The organism is Williamsia sp. Y721 (assembly GCF_059683565.1).
In genome coordinates this window covers 997,825-1,015,870 of sequence record NZ_JCASNH010000002.1, presented here as the reverse complement: position 1 = coordinate 1,015,870, position 18,046 = coordinate 997,825, and the positions used below count along the sequence as shown (strand labels likewise).

General features: G+C 63.4%; 16 protein-coding genes. 7 read left to right on the top strand and 9 right to left on the bottom strand.

What is annotated here, in order from left to right; translation table 11 throughout:
- Positions 1–14 precede the first annotated feature (14 nt).
- Both AC56PL_RS13545 and AC56PL_RS13540 read right to left on the bottom strand, forming a co-directional pair.
- A complete protein-coding gene (locus tag AC56PL_RS13545) occupies positions 15–1,055 on the bottom strand; it encodes an ABC transporter substrate-binding protein (RefSeq protein ID WP_497154147.1) in 1,041 nt (346 codons plus the stop codon).
- A 186-nt stretch (positions 1,056–1,241) separates the two neighbouring features.
- Complete coding sequence (locus AC56PL_RS13540; RefSeq protein WP_497154146.1) at positions 1,242–2,567, bottom strand: FAD-dependent oxidoreductase; 1,326 nt, start codon at positions 2,565–2,567, stop codon at positions 1,242–1,244.
- 252 nt (positions 2,568–2,819) lie between these two features.
- Here AC56PL_RS13540 and AC56PL_RS13535 point away from each other — a divergent pair, with 252 nt between their 5' ends.
- On the top strand, positions 2,820–3,854 hold the full coding sequence (locus AC56PL_RS13535) for an ABC transporter substrate-binding protein (RefSeq protein WP_497154145.1): 1,035 nt from the start codon (positions 2,820–2,822) through the stop codon (positions 3,852–3,854).
- A gap of 102 nt (positions 3,855–3,956) precedes the next feature.
- A complete protein-coding gene (locus AC56PL_RS13530) occupies positions 3,957–4,745 on the top strand; it encodes an SDR family NAD(P)-dependent oxidoreductase (protein WP_495514181.1) in 789 nt (262 codons plus the stop codon).
- Positions 4,746–4,777: 32 nt separating this feature from the next.
- Here the strand turns inward: AC56PL_RS13530 and AC56PL_RS13525 are convergent, their stop codons facing one another.
- Positions 4,778–6,361, bottom strand: coding sequence for an MFS transporter (locus AC56PL_RS13525; protein WP_497154144.1), 1,584 nt, complete (start codon positions 6,359–6,361; stop codon positions 4,778–4,780).
- Positions 6,362–6,469: 108 nt separating this feature from the next.
- Between AC56PL_RS13525 and AC56PL_RS13520 the strand changes: the two genes are divergently transcribed.
- Positions 6,470–7,534, top strand: coding sequence for an NADP-dependent oxidoreductase (locus AC56PL_RS13520; protein WP_497154143.1), 1,065 nt, complete (start codon positions 6,470–6,472; stop codon positions 7,532–7,534).
- Between the two features lie 75 nt (positions 7,535–7,609).
- Here the strand turns inward: AC56PL_RS13520 and AC56PL_RS13515 are convergent, their stop codons facing one another.
- The 5 genes from AC56PL_RS13515 to AC56PL_RS13495 all read right to left on the bottom strand — a co-directional run bounded on the left by AC56PL_RS13515 (position 7,610) and on the right by AC56PL_RS13495 (position 11,885).
- Positions 7,610–8,650 carry an ABC transporter substrate-binding protein gene (locus AC56PL_RS13515; RefSeq protein ID WP_497154142.1) on the bottom strand — a complete coding sequence of 347 codons (1,041 nt, stop codon included), beginning with the start codon at positions 8,648–8,650 and terminating at the stop codon, positions 7,610–7,612.
- Positions 8,651–8,826: 176 nt separating this feature from the next.
- Entirely contained in the window at positions 8,827–9,888 is a 1,062-nt protein-coding gene (locus AC56PL_RS13510) for a sulfate/molybdate ABC transporter ATP-binding protein (protein ID WP_497154141.1), read from the bottom strand.
- A 10-nt stretch (positions 9,889–9,898) separates the two neighbouring features.
- The gene (locus AC56PL_RS13505; RefSeq protein WP_495514176.1) at positions 9,899–10,699 is read right to left on the bottom strand and encodes an ABC transporter permease; all 801 of its coding nucleotides are present in this window, start codon (positions 10,697–10,699) and stop codon (positions 9,899–9,901) included.
- Positions 10,696–11,484: a molybdate ABC transporter substrate-binding protein gene (modA, locus tag AC56PL_RS13500; RefSeq protein ID WP_497154140.1), complete on the bottom strand. Its 789-nt coding sequence runs from the start codon at positions 11,482–11,484 to the stop codon at positions 10,696–10,698. The genes AC56PL_RS13505 and modA overlap by 4 nt, the downstream gene beginning before the upstream one ends.
- Positions 11,481–11,885: a TOBE domain-containing protein gene (locus AC56PL_RS13495; protein WP_495514174.1), complete on the bottom strand. Its 405-nt coding sequence runs from the start codon at positions 11,883–11,885 to the stop codon at positions 11,481–11,483. The genes modA and AC56PL_RS13495 overlap by 4 nt, the downstream gene beginning before the upstream one ends.
- A gap of 144 nt (positions 11,886–12,029) precedes the next feature.
- Here AC56PL_RS13495 and AC56PL_RS13490 point away from each other — a divergent pair, with 144 nt between their 5' ends.
- From AC56PL_RS13490 to AC56PL_RS13480, 3 genes are all read left to right on the top strand, one after another.
- Positions 12,030–12,851 (top strand): VOC family protein, encoded by an 822-nt coding sequence (locus AC56PL_RS13490; RefSeq protein WP_497154139.1) that lies wholly within the window; start codon positions 12,030–12,032, stop codon positions 12,849–12,851.
- Between the two features lie 218 nt (positions 12,852–13,069).
- The gene (locus AC56PL_RS13485; protein WP_495514172.1) at positions 13,070–14,050 is read left to right on the top strand and encodes an ATP-binding cassette domain-containing protein; all 981 of its coding nucleotides are present in this window, start codon (positions 13,070–13,072) and stop codon (positions 14,048–14,050) included.
- The gene (locus AC56PL_RS13480) at positions 14,050–14,904 is read left to right on the top strand and encodes an ABC transporter permease (RefSeq protein WP_495514171.1); all 855 of its coding nucleotides are present in this window, start codon (positions 14,050–14,052) and stop codon (positions 14,902–14,904) included. Before AC56PL_RS13485 ends, AC56PL_RS13480 begins: the two co-directional genes overlap by 1 nt.
- A gap of 122 nt (positions 14,905–15,026) precedes the next feature.
- Here AC56PL_RS13480 and AC56PL_RS13475 read toward each other — a convergent pair whose 3' ends face one another.
- Positions 15,027–16,385, bottom strand: coding sequence for an ROK family protein (locus tag AC56PL_RS13475; RefSeq protein ID WP_497154138.1), 1,359 nt, complete (start codon positions 16,383–16,385; stop codon positions 15,027–15,029).
- Between the two features lie 463 nt (positions 16,386–16,848).
- Here AC56PL_RS13475 and AC56PL_RS13470 point away from each other — a divergent pair, with 463 nt between their 5' ends.
- Positions 16,849–18,027 carry an LLM class flavin-dependent oxidoreductase gene (locus AC56PL_RS13470; RefSeq protein WP_497154137.1) on the top strand — a complete coding sequence of 393 codons (1,179 nt, stop codon included), beginning with the start codon at positions 16,849–16,851 and terminating at the stop codon, positions 18,025–18,027.
- Positions 18,028–18,046: the final 19 nt, after the last annotated feature.

Here is an 18,046-nt window from a genome sequence, read left to right as displayed (position 1 = left end):
GTGTCCGCAGGGCGTCAGCTCTGGAAGAGCTTCGACCACTCCTGGGAGTACTGATCAACCTTTTCCGGGGTGAGATCGTCGGTCTCGGGAGAAGCGATGTCCTGCGCCCGGGCAACAGCGCCCGGGATGTCGGGGAGAACCGCGGCATAACCGTCATTCAAGGCAGTCTGGCCTTCCACGGTCACCAAGAAGTCTGCGAGCACCTGGGCAGCGTTCGGATGCGGGGCACCCTTGAGAACCTGTGTGTACCAAGGTGTTCCCCAAGGCTTGGCCGGCAGGGCCCAGTCGACCGGCGCGCCGGCTTTCACCTCGGTCGCCAGCGGCTGAACCGAAGGACTGACCACCACCTCACCCGAGGTCAGCGCTTGGGCGACACCGAGGGCACTGGGGTAGACGCGGGGATTCAGGGCAGCGATCTGCTTCCAGTAGTCCTCGCCGTAGTTGGTGGCGAAAAAGCGGTACATGTCGACATACGAGGCGATTCCGGTCGGGTTGACGATGCCGATCTTGCCCTTGTACGCGGGATCGATGATGTCGTCGGGAGTGCTCAACCCACCCGGGACAGCGGTGGTGTTCCACCCCATGGAGAAGACGGCGGCGCTGGTGAGGAAGAACCGATTGTTGATGACACTGCGCTCGGGCTCGAACGCCGGAGCTTCGAGAGCCGGTCCGACGAGCTCTGCGGAGTACGCGCCCGATTCGGCGGCCGTGTTGATCCACGACGCGTCGGTGAGCATGTGGACATCGGCGGTGCCTTTGCCGGTCTTGCTCTCGGTCTCGACCCGGGGGTTGATCTCCGGGTCCGTGCCGCGCACGAACTCCATGGTGATCTCGGGATATTTCGCCTCGAAAGCCACCTTGAGCGCTTCGAGGTTCGCGGGCTTCTGGCTGGAGTACAGCATCACGCTGCCCTCGTCGTTTGCCGCCGCCACGACGTCGTCCCAGCTTCCGTCGACGGCTTCGTTCGATGAACCCGACGAGCCACCGCACGCGACGGTGCCGAGCAACGCAAAGGCTGTGGCCGCGGCCCCGATTGCCTTGGAAAGGGTGTTCATGTTCCTGGTCCCTTCGGGCTCGACGACGAGCCCTGAACGTGCGTGGGGAGTTCGGGATTCGCGTAAATCTGTCCTGAACTGATTTCAGTTTGAAAGCTACTGTTCGCCGGCTGTGGTGTCAATCACTTTCGAACAATTGAACTGAATTTGTTTCCAGGCCTTGAACCCGGCCAACCGATCCGCCGATCAGGACGCCGTGGCGGCCGCGGTCAGCCCGAAGACCAGGGCCGATGCGATGCCGCCGGCATACGCCTCGTGCCACAGACCACCGGCATCCGACCCGGCCGCGAGCAGGCCTGGAATCGGAACGTCCGCGGTGTCGAGGACTCGTGCCTGGTCGTCGATCAAGATCCCGTGGAAAGGAAAAGTGACGGCCGGGACCGTCTCGATGACGTAGTACGGGCCCTCCGCGAGCGGTTCGCGATCCCGCTGCCGTCCGGGCGTCAGGTCCTGACCGCTCCCGGCGGCGCGATTGAACTCGGCGATCGCCGCACCGATGGCGACACCGTCGTAGCCCCACTCCTCGGGCAGGTACTCGAGCTCTTCGAGGTCTTCGGCCATACCCACCCGGCCGCCGCGCTTGCCGGCCAACTCGAATTTGTCGAGCGCAACGGCTCCCTCGACATAGGACGCCAGCATCCAGTCGCGGTGCACTCGCGCATCGGCGATCAGCAGCCCACGACTCTCCGGCTGGTCCAGAAGAGCCATCGTCGTCAGATGATCGCCGAGGGTCTCATCCACGAAGCGCTTGCCGTCGAGGTTGAACAACAACGCATGTTCGCTGTAGTAGAGCGACATGTCGACGAAATCGGCCGGGTCCGCGAGTTGCACACCACTCGGGATCAGGTGGCCGTAAAAGCCGACGTTGTCCGGCCCTGCACCTGCACCGACCGCCATCGCCAGTCGATATCCGGCACCACAACTGTTCGGGTTCGAACGCAGCTGCATCTTCCCGGCATCGGGATGGACGTGCTGGGCGAGTAGCTCTTTGTCGCCCTGGAAACCACCGGTGGCCAGCAGTGTGTACGCAGCCGAGATCTCTCGCGACTCACCGGGACCGGTTCGCACGCGGGCACCGGTCACGACGCCATCGACGCTGACAAGACTGTCGGTCTCCGTACGGAGCAAGATCTCACCACCGGCATCGAGGACGATCCGACGGCAGGTGTCGATGTAGTGGTTGGTGTCGAACTTGTGGCCCTGTCCCCCGAAACTGAGGATGCGCTGGGCGTCGTCGACATCGATTCCGACCGAGCGGATCCAGTCCACACCGCCCGGAAAGCGGTCGACCAGTGCTCGCTTGAGCGCCTCGTCCCCATGCGGATTCTCGGCGTCCATCACCTCATGGGTGGGGGCGGTCCAGGCATAGCCGGCGAACCGTGCCGAGCCGCCGACGTCGCCGCCGACCTCCAGCAGACAGACCTTCTTGCCGTTCGACGCGGCTTTGGCGCCTGCGGTCAGTCCGGCCATGCCGGCACCGACAACCAGGAGGTCAAAGGCTTCGTTGGACATAGATTCCTCACTTTCGCCGGACTCCGATGCCGGCCATTCATGCACCCCGGCAGCCACCACTTGGCCCCGTAGAAACTCACCGGCGATAAACAGAACTGATTTCGGTTCAATTAGATTTTCACGAACCGTAAGCGGTGTCAATCACCAGTCCATCAGAGGCGAGGTCTATTGCATACAAGGCTTGCGCTGTGGGGCGCATCACTTTATGGTGAACCGAATTAACTTCAGCTTTCAGAAAGAGGACGCCCCGAAATGAATCGCAAATTCATCCGCGCCACGGTCGCGGTCGCCGCGGCTGCCCTGACGCTGACCGCATGCGGCAGCAGTTCATCGGGTACCTCCGGACCCGTCTCCGGTTCCTGGGACGAGGTCGTCGCGGCAGCCAACGAAGAAGGCAAGGTCACGATCTACTCGACGCAGGCCGCCCCTCGGCTCGCAGCGCTCGAGACCGCATTCGAGGCCGAATACCCGGACATCGACCTGGAGATCGTTCGCGGTGTCGACGCCGACCTGCTGTCGAAGATCGACGCCGAGAGCCGCTCCGGCAAGGGCATCGGAGACCTCGCGGTCATCACCGACGTGTCATGGATGAACGCGAACGAAGAGGGCGACGCCGCGGTCCCCCTGGTGGGGCCGAGTTTCGACAACCCCGACTACAACCGCGAGACCAGCATCATCGCCGACCGCTACTTCCTCGAAGGCGCGGTGCTCCTCGGATTCGGCTGGAACACCGGTCTGCTGCCCGGTGGCGTCTCAACACCGCAGGACCTGCTGGATCCGGCCCTCAAGGGAAAGATCGGCATCGTCAACCCGGCGACGTCGCCCACCTACCTGGACTACTACTCCCACACCGAGAAGTACTACGGCGGGCGTGAGATCTTGGAGCAACTGGCAGAACAGAATCCGCGGATGTACCCCAGCAACCAGCCACTCGCGCAGGCGATCGCCTCCGGTGAGATCAGCGCCGGACTGATGGCCGACCCGATGCTGCCCAACAAGGAGGCCGGCGCACCGGTCGAATGGGCTGCGGGCGAGCACATCTGGGGCGCCAAGTGGTACGGGCTCGCGCTGGGCACCGCACCGCACCCGAATGCCGCGCAGGTGCTGGCCGACTTCATGGTCACCGCGGCAGGCCAGGCAGCCACATCCGTCGGATACAGCTCGGTGCTGCCGGACATCGAGGGATCACTCGCTCTGGCACAGGAGATCCCCGACCAGAACACCGACGTGACCTCCGGTGAAGGTGCCGACAAGTACCGCGACGAGCTCGAGCAAGTCTTCAACTGACATACCTCCGGCCCGCGTGCCGCCATCGATTGGCCGCACGCGGGCTTTGTCGTCCCGCGACCTCCCGTCGTCGGACGTATGACCCCAACCGAAAGGCAGAAGATGACCGACAATCAGTTCGCCGGCAAAATCGCTGTGGTGACCGGCGCCGGATCCGGCATCGGTGCGGCAACCGCCAAGGCACTCGCCGACCGCGGGGCCCGGGCCGTCTACCTCTGTGATGTGAACGCCGTCGCCGCGGAGGCGGTCGCAGCCGAGATCGAGGTCGGGCAGGCCATCGGACTCGACGTCAGTGATTCGGCCGCAGTGGCAACCGCTTTCGCGACCATCGTCGCCGACCAGGGCCGCGTCGACGTCGTTGTCCATGCCGCAGGTGTCGATGACCCCAAGAGCAAACAGCGCATGTACGACGCCGCCGAGAAGGGCGAGCCGATCGACATCCTCGCGCATCTCGACGACGACGATTGGCGCCGGGTCATGTCGATCAATCTCGACGGCACGTTCTTCGTTCTGCGCGAGGCTGTCCGGGCCATGAAGCCTGCCGGAAGCGGCGCGATCGTGACGATCGGATCATCCTCGGGGTTCGACACCCTCATCGGCTACCCGCACTACAGTGCGTCCAAGGCAGGTGTACACGCGCTGAGTCAGTCCGTGGCCAAAGAGGTTGCCCCCTTTGGTATCCGCGTCAACACAGTCGCACCTGGCCCGGTGGATACCGGTATGGCGGCCCGTACCCCTGCGCACCTACGTGAGGCGATGGCCGGCAGCGGTGCCCGCGGCTACGCCTCCCCCCAGGAATTGGCCGACAACATCCTGTATCTGGCATCCGATGCCGCCGTCAACCTGGTGGGCGTCGTCCTACTGAGCAACGGTGGTCGGTTCACGGCCTGAGAAACGCTGTGCAATAACGGTGTTCATGCCCCTCACGGGGTCTTCGGTTCGATCAGTACCCGCGTCCGCGGCTCTGTCACCAGGTACTCCGTGAGGAGCGTGCGCAGCCGGTACTCCGGTACCGTGAGCCGCTCGGTCTCCTGCGACCGATACTCAGACCAGTCCTTGAACATGCAGTATTCAACAAAGGTGCCGGAGGCATCCGCCGGTGTGGCCAGGATCCATCGTCTGGCGCCGAGTCGCAGGCGCGAGCGCCGCAACTCCTCCATCGCCGCGACGAATCCGCTCGCGCATTCCGGGGCCACCCGGTAGGTGGTCTCGATGATCACCCACTTGCCCTCATGCCCGGGCGGTGGAGCGACCGGCGCCGGAGCCTGGGCGAGATCAGGTGTGATCTGGTGGCTGGGCATGATCCCGCGCCGCACCACCTCAATCGCGGATACGGCCATCATCAACGCCGACAACAGGATTGCCCAGCGCAGACCGATGACGTCGGCGAGTACACCCCACAACACCGAACCCACGGCCTGACTGCCCTGGAACATCAGCATGATGAACGCGATCACCCGCGCCTTGATCCACGGCGGAACGGCCGCGTGAGTGGCGATCATCCATGTGCTCTGCACGCCCACCCACGCCGCCCCGACCACCACCAACAGGACGAACATGACGCTGAACCAGGGCACCACCGCCATTCCGGCGAGCACAACCGCGTAGGCGCCCGAGCCCAGTGCCACAAAGTGATTCCAGCTCAATCGCGCCCGTACGGGCATCAGCGCGACGGTACCGAGCACGGCCCCGACCCCGATCGCTCCGGAAAGCACCCCGAACTCGAGTGTGCTCACCTGGAGGCGCTCGTGCGCCACGATCGGAAGCAGTCCCCACAGACAACTGGCCGGTATGCCGAACATGGTCAGCCGCAACAACAACCGTCGCGTCCATCGGGAGTTCCGGATGAACCGCAGGCTGCCGCCGACGGCTGCGGTCACGGGTTGATGCGTGGCGGCCCGTCCGATGTCACCGGGAACGTTCCATGCCGAGATCCCCACGCACAGCGCGAAGAGGACGGCGATGAGCAGGAAAGCCCACGTCGCGCCGAAACCGGCGAGCACCGCGCCGCCGACAACCGGCCCGACCGCCCGGGCGCCGTTGAACACAGCGCCGTCGATGGCCGGGACCACCATCAACATGTCTCGACTGACGATGTGCGGCAACAATGCCTGCCACACAATGGCAACCGAGGCCAACCCAGCGCCGGCGATGAACACCGCGCTCATCAGAACCGGGGTGCCGGCCATGCCGAGTTGCTGCAGAACAGACAGCAGGATCGACGCCGCCAGCAGAACCAGTGAGGTCCCGACGAGAAGTGCCCGATGGCTGACGAATTCGGTGATCGCACCGAGCGGCAAGGCCAGCAAGAAGAACGGCAGGCTGGCCGCGAACTGCACCAGAGACACCGTTGCCGCCGATTCCCCGGCTTCGGCGAGCGTCCACTGCACGGCCAGCACCAGAATCCACACGCCCACACTTGCGCTCAGCGAGAAGCCGAGCATATTGCGCAACCGCCGCACCCGCAGTGGCGCAACCAGGCTCATCGTCTGGGCGTTGCTCATCATGTTCCAACTCCGTCGATCGGTCTGTAGTTGAACTTAGTTCAGTTGATACCGAGTCTGTGCTACTTTCAGCCAAATACCCAAACTGAACTCACCTTTGTTTAGCTGGTAGTGCATCCCACTCATCGGAGGTTCGTCATCGCCACCGCCAACCGTGTCGTGCACCTCGCCTCGGCACCCACCGGAGCCCTCACCGCAGAGCACTTCACAATCGTGGAAGCAGACGTTCCAGCGCTGGCGCCGGGACAGGTACTCGTGCAAAACAGCTGGCTGTCAATCGATCCGTCGATCCGAATCCGCCTGGGCAGCAACGCTCCGGCCGGGTACCTACCTGCGCTACGAGCAGGCGATCCCCTCGCGGGATTGGCACTGGGCGTGGTGGTCGACTCCCGCAGCCCCGACTTCACCGCAGGCGACCTGGTCTCCCATATGCACGGCTATCGGGACTACGCGGTCGCCGATGCCGGTGCCGAGGGCGCGCTCGGCGGTGCGGGCGCATTGACCAGGATCGAAACCGGAGGCCTCGAGCCACAATGGTTCCTCGGGCCGCTGGGCAGTTCCGGCCTGACCGCGTACGTCGGGCTGTTCGAGATACTCGACCTCACACCGGACGACACGCTGTGGGTCTCGGCGGCTGCCGGAGCCGTCGGGAACATCGCGGTGCAACTGGCCAGGCTCCGCGGGACCAGAGTCGTCGCGTCCGCAGGCGGCGCCGACAAGGTCCGCCACCTCACCACCGACCTCGGTGCCGACCGTGCATTCGACTACCGCAGCGGTGATCTCCGCATACTGTTGTCCGAGGCCGCACCCGACGGGATCGACGCATACTTCGACAACGTCGGAGGTGACCATCTCGCTGCGGCGCTCGATGTCCTGCGCGAGAACGGTCGCGTCGCCATCTGCGGCGCCGTGTCGACATATGACCGCAGCAGCCCGCTGCCCGGTCCATCAAACCTGTTCCAGATCACCGCAAAGAGTCTGCGTCTGCAGGGCTTTCGCGCCGGCTCGTTCAACCACCTCTCGGCGGAGATCCACACCGAGATCGGGCAACACCTCGCCGACGGCACCATGTATCACCAGGAATCGGTGTACCACGGCCTGGATCAGGCACCTGCCGCGCTGGTGGCAATGTTGAACGGTCATACCAGGGGAAAGACGTTGTGCCGCCTCGACTGAGGTCGGGCAGCAGCGAAGCCGCCGCCGGGGGCCGGTTCACGAGAACCTGACCGCGACGACGGCAATTCGCTGATCTCAACCCACAAACATCTTCTCCCACTGCTCCTGATACCTGGCGATGCTCTCCGGCGTCAACGCGGACGTGTCGGGGAACGGAATATCCTGCGCTCGCCCAACGGATCCCGGAATATCGGAAAGCACACTGCCATAACCCTTCGACAGTGCTTCCTGCCCTTTGCTGGTGACCAAGAAGTTCGCCAGCACCTGCGCAGCATTCGGGTGTGGCGCCGATGCCAGAACGTGGGAGTACCACGGTGTCCCCCACGCCTGGTCCGGAAGCACCCAGTCGACCGGCGCCCCGGCCTCCATCTCACGGACCAACGGTTGCACCATCGGCGTGGCGATGATCTCGCCCGAACTCAACGCCTGCGCGATACCGAGAGAGCTGGGGTAGACACGCGGATCAAGGGCCGCCAACTGTTCGTTGAAGCTGCCGTCACCCCAACGCTTCTCGAAGAACTGATATTCATCCACAACGGCAGCGAAGCCAGAAGGATTGACCACGCCGACCCGACCGCGCAGAGCCGGATCGAGCAGGTCAGCCGGGGACTGCAAACCTTGCGGAAGTTCATTGACATTCCAACCCAACGCCATGACCGCCGCGCTGGTCAGGAAGAACTTGTTGTTCAGAACGCTGCCCTCGCGGTCGTAGTCCGGATCGTCGAACGCCGGTCCGACGATGTCCACCGAGTACGCACCGGAATCGGCAGCCGTGGTCGCCCACGCCGGGTCGGACAGCATGTGTACGTCAGCAGTGCCCTTCCCGGTTCTCACCTCCGCCTCTACGCGGGGATTCGTCTCGACGTCCGTGCCGCGGGTGAATTCGAGCTTGATCGCTGGATACTCCTGCGCGAAAGCTACTTTCAGCGCCTCCAGATTCTCCGGGTGTTGGGTGGAATACAGGTGGACGACACCTTCCTCCTCAGCGGCGGTGACCACATCCTCCCAACTACCCTCAACTGGCCCGGACGCGGATTTCTCGTTTCCGCATGCGACGGAAAGCAAGAGGACGCCGGCGATGCCGACCGCAAGCGTTGCCCTGGCAGACAATTTCAAGGAGACCTCCAGAATCGCGCGACAGCAACAATTGTCTGCCGCGTGGGGGGAACAGCGGGAACCAAAACTCAAACTGATATCAGTTCAATGAACTTAGCCCGCGTCGAATGGTGATGTCAATCACTCAGCGCCTCTGGGCCCCTGGTCTCAGCGGCGAAGCGGCCGCCCGGAGGCCGTCAGCGCGGGTGGTACAGCGTGACCTCGCTGGCCTTGATCACCAGGTAGACCTCGTCGTCTGCAACCAGGTCGAGGTCGGCAACAGCCGACCACGTGATCACTCCAGCGACCGCCTGGGTGTCAACACCGGCATCCACCCGGGCCAGATCACCTTGCGGAACAATCCGTGTGACAACGGCTTTCACGACGTTGCGAGGACTTCCACTCGGCGGCGTCCGGTAGATCGCGACCGCGGTCGGCGAAAATGCGGCCATGACCGGGTCGCCGACGGTCAGTGGGGTGTCGGCCATTCCGGTGATTCCGAAGGTCCCGGCATCGAGAGCATCCCCGTCCCAGCGCCCCGCGACGAGGTTTAGTCCGGCCAACTGCGCCGCGAACTGATTCGCCGGACTGGTGAGCAGTTCACGGATCGGACCACGGTCCACGACCTTGCCATCGCCCAGGATGATCGCCGAGTCCGCCAGCGTGACCGCATCGGCGATGTCATGGGTCACCAGCATTGTCGTGCGAGCACGATCAGCGAGGATGCCTCGCAACAGCACCCGGATACGCTGCGCCACATCGACATCGAGTGCGCTGAACGGTTCGTCGAGTAGCAGGAGCGCCGGATCGGCCGCCAATGCCCGGGCCAGCGACACCCGCTGCGCCTGTCCACCCGACAACTGTGACGGTTTGCGATCTGCCAGGTCGATCGCATCCACTGCTTCGAGCCACCGCTGCGTTCGCGCGCGCACCTCGGATCGGGGTAGCCGTGCCGCCGCCGGAGCGAACGCGACATTCTGCCGGACGGTCAGATGAGGGAAGAGCATGCCCTGCTGCGAGAGCATCGCGACACCACGCTTATGCGGCGGGACAAACACTTTCGGGCCGACGAGTTCATGCCGGCCGACGTCTATCGTCCCTGATGCGGGTTTGAGCAGACCCGCCAACAGGTTCATCAACGTACTCTTGCCTGCGCCGTTCGGACCGAGGACGGCCACCGTGGCACCGGCCGGGACTGTCAGCTGCAGATCCAGAAACGGTACGTCACTGCGTAATTCGGCAACAAGATCCCCACTCATATCGGCCCGCTCATATCGCAACCGCCCGATGAGAATCGCGCAGGTGCACGGCGATGACCACCAGCAGCGCCACCAGTACCAGCACCATCGAGAGCGGCAAGGCCTGTTCCGGTTCACTGATCGATTCCACGTAGATCGCCAGCGGCGCGGTCTGGGTGACCCCCTGCAGATTGCCCGCAAAAGTGATCGTGGCACCGAATTCACCGAGCGCCCGCGCAAAAGCCAGAACCATCCCCGAGAGCAACGCCGGAAACACCAGCGGCATGGTCACTTTCCACAGGGTGTGCGTCGGCGATGCCCCCAATGTGGCCGCCACCCGTTCATACCGGCTGCCGACGCTGCGCAACGCACCTTCGAGACTGATCACCAGAAAGGGCAGCGCCACGAAGGTCTGAGCGAGCACAACCGCGGTGGTCGAGAATGCGATATCGATACCGATCGCCACCAGATGTTCACCGACGAGACCGAATTTGCCGAAGGCATAGATCAATCCGATACCACCGACCACCGGCGGAAGCACCAGCGGCAACAGCACCACCGAGCGCAGCAGTCGAATGACCACACCGGTGCTCCGGGCGAAAACGATCGCCATCGGCACACCCAGCACGATGCACAACACGGTGCTGATCATCGCGGTCCGAAGGCTCAGCAACAGCGCGTCCCGTGAGACATCAGAGGTGATGTTCTCCCAGAAGTCACTCCACGGCGTGTTGGTGGCAAGTGCGATCGGCGGCAGCATCACCAGGGCCACGCCGATCACGGCCGGAATGTACAGCCAGGCCGGAACAGCTTTCAGTCCACTGGTTTTCACTGCGCAGGACCGAAGCCCATCGCCTCGAGGAGCGCGGCCCCCTGCGTACCGAGCACCATGTCGACGAACTTCTGCGCCGCTTGTTTCCTCTTGCTCGCAGCGACGACACCGATCGGGTACGCGTTGACCACCGAGGCAAAGGCGGGATCGGCTACGGCGGTCACCGTATCGCCGGCACCGGTGGCATCGGTGACGTACACCAGTCCCGCGTCGGCCTGCCTGGTCTGCACTTTGGTGAGCACACCGGTCACCGCTGTTTCCTCACTGACCGGTGTGATGTCGATTCCGGTGTTCTCCTCGACCTTCGCGGTGGCACTGCCACACGGCACGACGACCGCGCAGATCACTGTGCTGACATCATCTTTCGTGAGATCATCCAGACCCTGAATGTTCTTCGGATTGCCTGGTTGGGTGACGATGGTCAGGGTATTGGTGGCGAATGTCTGCGGATCACTCACCGCCTCACCGAGTTTCGCCATGTTCTTCTCATCGGCGGTCGCGATCACATCCGCATCGGCACCCTGCTGGATCTGGGTGACAAGTACCTGAGATCCGTCGAAGCTGAACTTCACCTCGATATTCGGGTTGTCTTCGGAGAACTGCGTTGCGAGGTCGGTGAAGCTCTTCTTCAGCGACGCCGCGGCAAAGACGGTGAGAGTGACCTTGTCCGCGCCATCGCTGCCGGTGCCACTCGCCGAGTTGTCATCATCGCTCGACGAACATCCCGCCACCAGGAGCGCCGCCGACAGGAACAGTGCGAACACTGCAAAGATTCTCGACCTCATTCGGCGGACCTCGTTTCCACGATGACGTTCGTGGCCTTGACCACCGCTGTTGCCACCGAGCCGGGTTTGAGATCGAGTTCACGCACGGCATCGGTACTCATCAAGGACGTGACCTCGAACGGACCGCATTGCATCGTCACCTGACTCATCACCGGATCCGACTTCACCTCGGTGACCAGACCGACGAAGCGGTTGCGAGCCGACCGCGCGACTGGCGCATCGGATGAGGACAGCACCGGCGCCCGCTCGCTGGCCAGTTTCGCCAGCTCGGCACCGTCGACCACTTGCCGACCCGAGGCGTCGGTGTGGGCCGACAATTCATCGGTGGCGATCATCCGCCGGACAGTGTCGTCACTGATCCCCAGGAGTTCGGCGGCTTGACGGATTCGCAGGTCGGTCACCCACTGAGATTCGTCCGCGGCTGCGGTTCTGTCAAGCCTCGGCAGCCGCATATGCGGACTTCCCTCGTCGCGATGAGTTTTCGCGCGCACCCTGGTCTATGCCTGTGAAGCTTTCGAATCCCCCGCCAAGAGGAGACCAACACCATGCCTGCCATCGACTCCCGACCCGACGGCGTGCCCGTCTGGTTCGACCTGTCCAGCTCAGAGCCCGTCGCCGCCGCGAAGTTCTACGAAGAACTCTTCGGCTGGGACTGCACCGAACCCGACGAACAGTTCGGCGGGTACGCCACAGCTACCTACAAAGACAAGCGGATCGCCGGCATCGGCCCGAAAATGGCGCCCGACACACCGGACTTCTGGGGGATGTACTTCCAGACATCCGACATCAATGCCTCCGCCAAAAAGGTCGCCGAGGCCGGTGGCAGTCTCCTCTTCGAGCCGATGGAGATCGGAGAACTGGGGCTGATGACGTTTGTGACCGATGGTGGGAGCAATCCCGAGACCTCACCTGGCCTCAATCCCCACGGCGCGGTCTTCGGCTTCTGGGAACCCAAAGAACACAAGGGATTCGAACTCGAGAACGAGGTCGGCGCGCCCTGCTACTTCGAGCTGCAGACCACTGATTACGCCGCCGCGGTGAAGTTCTACAGCACAGTTCTCGAGCGCCCCTTCGTGACCGTCAGCGATACCGACGAGTTCCGCTACGGTCAGCTGGCATTGCCGGGGGCCGGACCCGGCGAGGGATACGCCGGGATCATGGACGCATCGAAGTACCTGCCGCCGGAGGTGCCGTCGCACTGGTCCATCTACATCGGTGTCGAGAGCGCGGACGCAACCGCGGCAAGGGCCACCGAACTCGGCGGCACAGTGATCACCGAACCCGAGGACACCCCCTACGGACGTCTTGCCACCATCGGTGATCCCTGGGGAGCAATGATCAAACTGCATCAAGTCCTCGAATCCTGATCACACCCGCCGGATTTTCGTCATCCACCACGACATGACCGGTAAGGGATCACGCTTTGCCCTTGACTTCATGTCCACTTGAAGTCGGAGGATCGGCATCAACACCTTGCCAACCAACAACAGGGGGAATCCCAGTGGCAGTACTCGGCAGTAAAACCACGGCGCTTGGCAATAAAACCACTGGCCTTATGTCAGACCACGTCGCTACCGTTGCGGACATGACCTCCACCGCCATAGCAACCGACTACGCCATCGAGGCCATCGATCTGGTCAAAGAGTTCGATGGTGTCCGGGCTGTCGACGAGGTGAGTTTCAACGTTCCCCCCGGCTCGGTCATGGGTCTACTCGGCCCGAACGGTGCCGGAAAGACCACCATCGTGCGAATGATGACCACTCTGAGCACGCCGACGTCGGGCACCGCCAGAATCGCGGGCTACGACGTGATCGAGAACCCCGACCTGGTGCGTAGCCGGATGGGGCTCACCGGCCAGGCCGCCACCGTCGACGAATTGCTGACCGGCCGCGAGAACCTGTGGATGATCGGCAGCCTCTACGGGCTGCCCCGCAAACAGGTCCGGCGGTCGGGCGACGAATTGCTCGAACAGTTCTCCCTGAGTGACGCCGCGGATCGGGTGGTCAAGACCTACTCCGGCGGTATGCGCCGACGACTCGACCTCGCGGTCAGCCTGTTGGCGTCACCGCCGGTCCTGTTCCTCGACGAACCGACCACCGGTCTTGATCCGAGGAGCCGCCAAGAACTCTGGGACGTTCTGCTCTCACTGGTGAAGCAGGGCACCACTTTGCTTCTCACCACGCAATACCTCGAAGAGGCCGACCAACTCGCCGACGACATCGTTGTCATCGACAAGGGCAAGATCATCGCGGCCGGCACTCCGTTGCAACTCAAAGAGCAGGCGGGCAAGGCCAGTCTGGTGCTCACCGTGTCGAGATCCGGCGACCTGCCCGAAGCGACACGCCTCCTCCGTGAGAACAGCGGGGAGGTATTCGTGGATGAGTCGGCCAGGCAACTGACAGCCGCCGCCAACGGGATCGCCGACCTGACCAAGATCGCCGGGATCTTCGAACGCAGCGAAATCGAGGTCGACGACATCGGACTGACCCGCCCCAGCCTCGACGACGTCTTCCTCTCACTCACCGGGCATCGCGCAGAAGATGCCGACACCGAGGAGACCAACTGATGACCACCACCGCTGCAGGCACAACCGGCAAGCAGGCCACCCGCGATTTCACAGTAGGACGCCCCGACCTACTGCGGGAATCGCTGGTCATGGTGCGACGCAACCTGATTCACACCAAACGCCAACCCGAGATGCTGTCGGATGTGACGGTGCAGCCGATCATGTTCGTGTTGCTGTTCGCATACGTCTTCGGGGCATCGATCAATCCCGGTTCGGGCTTCGACTACAAGGAGTGGTTGCTGCCCGGGATCATGGGCCAAACGATCGCATTCTCCGCATTCATCGTGGCACTCGGTCTCACGAACGATTTGGAGAAGGGCATCATCGACCGGTTCCGGTCGCTACCGATGTCGCGATCATCGGTGCTCGTCGGCCGATCGGTGGCGGCGCTGATCCATTCATCGATCGGCATCGTGGTCATGGCCATCACCGGCCTGTTGATCGGGTGGAGCATCAACGAGGGATTCCTCAAGGCAGTCTTGGCATTTGCGCTGGTACTACTGTTCGGCTTCTCGATGATCTGGTTCGGGATCCTCATCGGATCGATCATGCGATCACCCGAAGCGGTCAACGGTGTCATGTTCACATTGCTGTTCCCGATCACGTTCCTGTCCAACGCATTCGTGCCGACTGCCCCGATGCCGTCATGGTTGCGGACCATCGCCGAGTGGAATCCCATCTCGGCACTGGTGCAGGCCATGCGTGAACTATGGGGCAACGGCCCGACTGCTCCGGCCGGGGCACCCTGGCCACTGCAGAATCCTGAACTCGCAACGGTCCTGTGGTCAGTGGCTTTGACCCTGATCTTCGCCCCATTCGCCTTGTTCGCGTACCACAAGCGCACCACCGACTGACCAACCAAATCGTCGGGTCAAGCCGTCGAGCGTGTCCTGATCACCGTTGACCGTGCCAATAATGCGGTTACGCAGGTGATTTCGGCCCGCTCGGCGGTTTTTCGGGTCGCTCGGCGGAAGGTTTACGCGGTACGTGCGAGCGCTTCGATGGGATCGCTGTAGATCGCATCGAGTGAGACCGCGCCTGCTGCCTGCTGCTGAACTGTTGCGCCGGAACGTGACACCCGAACGTCGCGTCGCGGAGCGACAGACGTTTCACGGACGGCCTGGGCGACCATCGGAAGCGTCGAGGGAGCATCGGTGAATGCCTGGCCGCCGAGGACAACGTGGTCGGGATTGAAGATGTCCCCGATCAGACCGACCGCACGGCCCAAGACCGCTGCGCGCTCGGCCAGGATCGCGCGAGCGAGTTCGTGTCCCTCGGCCGCCAACTGGTGCACCTCGTCGACGTTGGCGATCGCAAGGCCGGCAGCGATCGCGGCATCGACGATGCCGGTGTCACTGACCGTCGACTCGAGTTGTCCGGTCCCCGTGGGGTCGAGCAGTGCGGTCTTCCCGACCGGGAAGTGACCGATCTCCGGCGGTCCGCCTGCCGGTGTGTAGACGCTGCCGCCGACGGTGAACGCGATACCCACCGATTCACGGGCGTAGAAGTAGACAAAGCTGCCGCCCTCTTCAGCCGGGTCCACCAGCAGTTCGGCCTGGGGGTTGAGCAGCAGTTCCGCGGCGGCCATGGCTTCCACGTGCGAGGCCACCGAGATCGGCAGACCGATGACCGACGCGAGTACCTCGCCGACCGGGGCAGATTCCCAGGCGAGTCGCGGGTGGGTGTTACGGCCGGCCTTGTCGACCCGGCCGGCAAGCGCAACGCCGGTCCACAGCATCTTCTTGTTCGGCCAGCGAGACAAGAAACGCTTGGTGCTCAGACCAATCGACGTCAAAGCCTGTTCCGGTGTGTCCGCAACCGGCGTCGGGATCTGAATGGCACCGACAACACGATGGAAGAGGTCGTGGGTGGTGATCGAGGTGACCTTGAGGCCGATGTGGATGCCAACGGTCAAGAAATCAGCGGTGTTCAGCTCGAAGGGCAACCGTGGGCGCCCGATGGCACCTGCCGGTGCCAGGTCGGCCCGCTCCCGCAACAGACCGGACTTCAGCAACGCGCTGACCTGCCGGTTCACGGTCGAGATACTCAGTCCTGAGGCACTTGATGCCGCGTCCCGGAACACCGGTCCGTGAAGACGCGCAGCCCGCAGCACAACCGCTGCAGGCTTGGTCGACAGATGCAGCTGCGGGTTCGCGATGTGAATCTTGGGTGCCTTCTTCGGGCCGGGAACACCCAGCGGACGGGCAGGACGCCCTGGCGCGGTGACGCGGGAACCGACCAGAGGTCGCGAACCGCTTCGCTCGGACGGACGTGTGACGGTGGAGCGAGTGGGGGTGGAGCCAGAAGTGATGCGGTGATCAAGTGTTGCAGTCATCGGATGTCCTCGTCGAATGATCGCACCTGGAGAACCGATGGGTTCTCCAGCGCGGGAAGTTGTCAGATTCGGAAAATGCCGCGAGCGCGGCGAGATCAGATCAGGACATTCGACAACAGAGGACGCGAGCAAACGGCAGACGACATCCCAGTGCGGTGGTCATATAAGTGACCTCCGGGATGTGGTGACCTGCGCTCGACATAGGCGCAAACATAGCAGTGACACAACCGGGCTGCAAACGATCCACCGATGGGCACCAGGTAACGCGAACTGATTGCGGCGACCTGTCGAACCCCGGCTGCAGCGCAGCTCACCGGCGACAATAGCCCCGGCGCCGACCTCCACGTCGACTTGAAATCACGACGAACGAAATTGTGGAAACGAATCCCGAATACAGCCCACACTGAGTTGCGTTCCTCGTTTCCAAGAGACGTTCCCCGTTTCCAAGAGAAAGGCACCTATCGTGTCCCTGCATTTCCATTGGTTCCTGCCGACATATGGCGACTCCCGGAATCTGATGGCAGGTGGTCACGGTTCGGACATGTCAGGCGATCGCCCGGCAACCCTGCGTTATCTGAACCAAATTGCCGGCGCCGCCGAGGTCAACGGTTTCGAAGCCGTCCTCACCCCGACCGGCCTGTGGTGTGAGGATGCCTGGCTGTCGACGGCGATGCTCTTGGAGACCACCGACACCCTCAAGTTCCTGGTCGCTATGCGTCCAGGGCTGACCAGCCCGACCCTCGCGGCGCAGATGGCTGCCACCTACCAGTGGCAATCCAAGGGACGGTTGCTCCTCAACGTCGTGACCGGCGGTGAAGCGTCGGAGCAGCGCGCCTTCGGCGACTTCCTCTCCAAAGACGCCCGCTACGAGCGTTGCGGCGAGTTCCTCGACATCGTCCGACGTCTGTGGACCGAGGACGCACCCGTCGACTTCACCGGCAAGCACCTCCGAGTACAGGGCGCACAGCTCGCCCGGCGCCCCGATCCGCTGCCCCCTGTCTTCTTCGGCGGATCTTCGCCTGCTGCGGGTGCTGTGGCCTCGAAGTTCGCCGATACCTACCTGACCTGGGGCGAAAAGCCCGACGCCGTCGCCGCCAAGCTCAAATGGATCCGCGGACTCGCCGCCGCCGAAGGCCGCGAACCGACGTACGGGATCCGGCTGCACGTCATCTCCCGCGACACCTCCGAACAGGCATGGGCCGAGGCAGATCGACTCCTCGGAGCCCTCGATCCGGCGGTGGTGGCCGGTGCCCAGAAGAACCTCGCGCAGTCCGAGTCCGAAGGACAGAAGCGGATGCTCGAACTCCACAGCGGTGGAGCTATTTTCAACTCGACCACCGACGCCCGCTCGTTGGAGATCTATCCCAACCTCTGGACCGGGGTGGGCCTGGTCCGCGGTGGCGCCGGAACCGCACTTGTCGGGTCGCACGATGAGGTTGCCGACCGGATCGAAGAATATGCCGCACTCGGCCTCGACCACTTCATCCTCTCCGGATATCCGCACGTCGAAGAGGCCTACCACTTCGGTGAAGGCGTACGTCCGCGTCTGATCCGGCGCGGATTGCTCGATGGCGACGATCACGCACGCGAACCAGTGCGTGGCGCGTTCCTGAGCTCGTACGAGCCGGCCAGCGCCTCGTAAACCCTGCTTCCGCCACAAC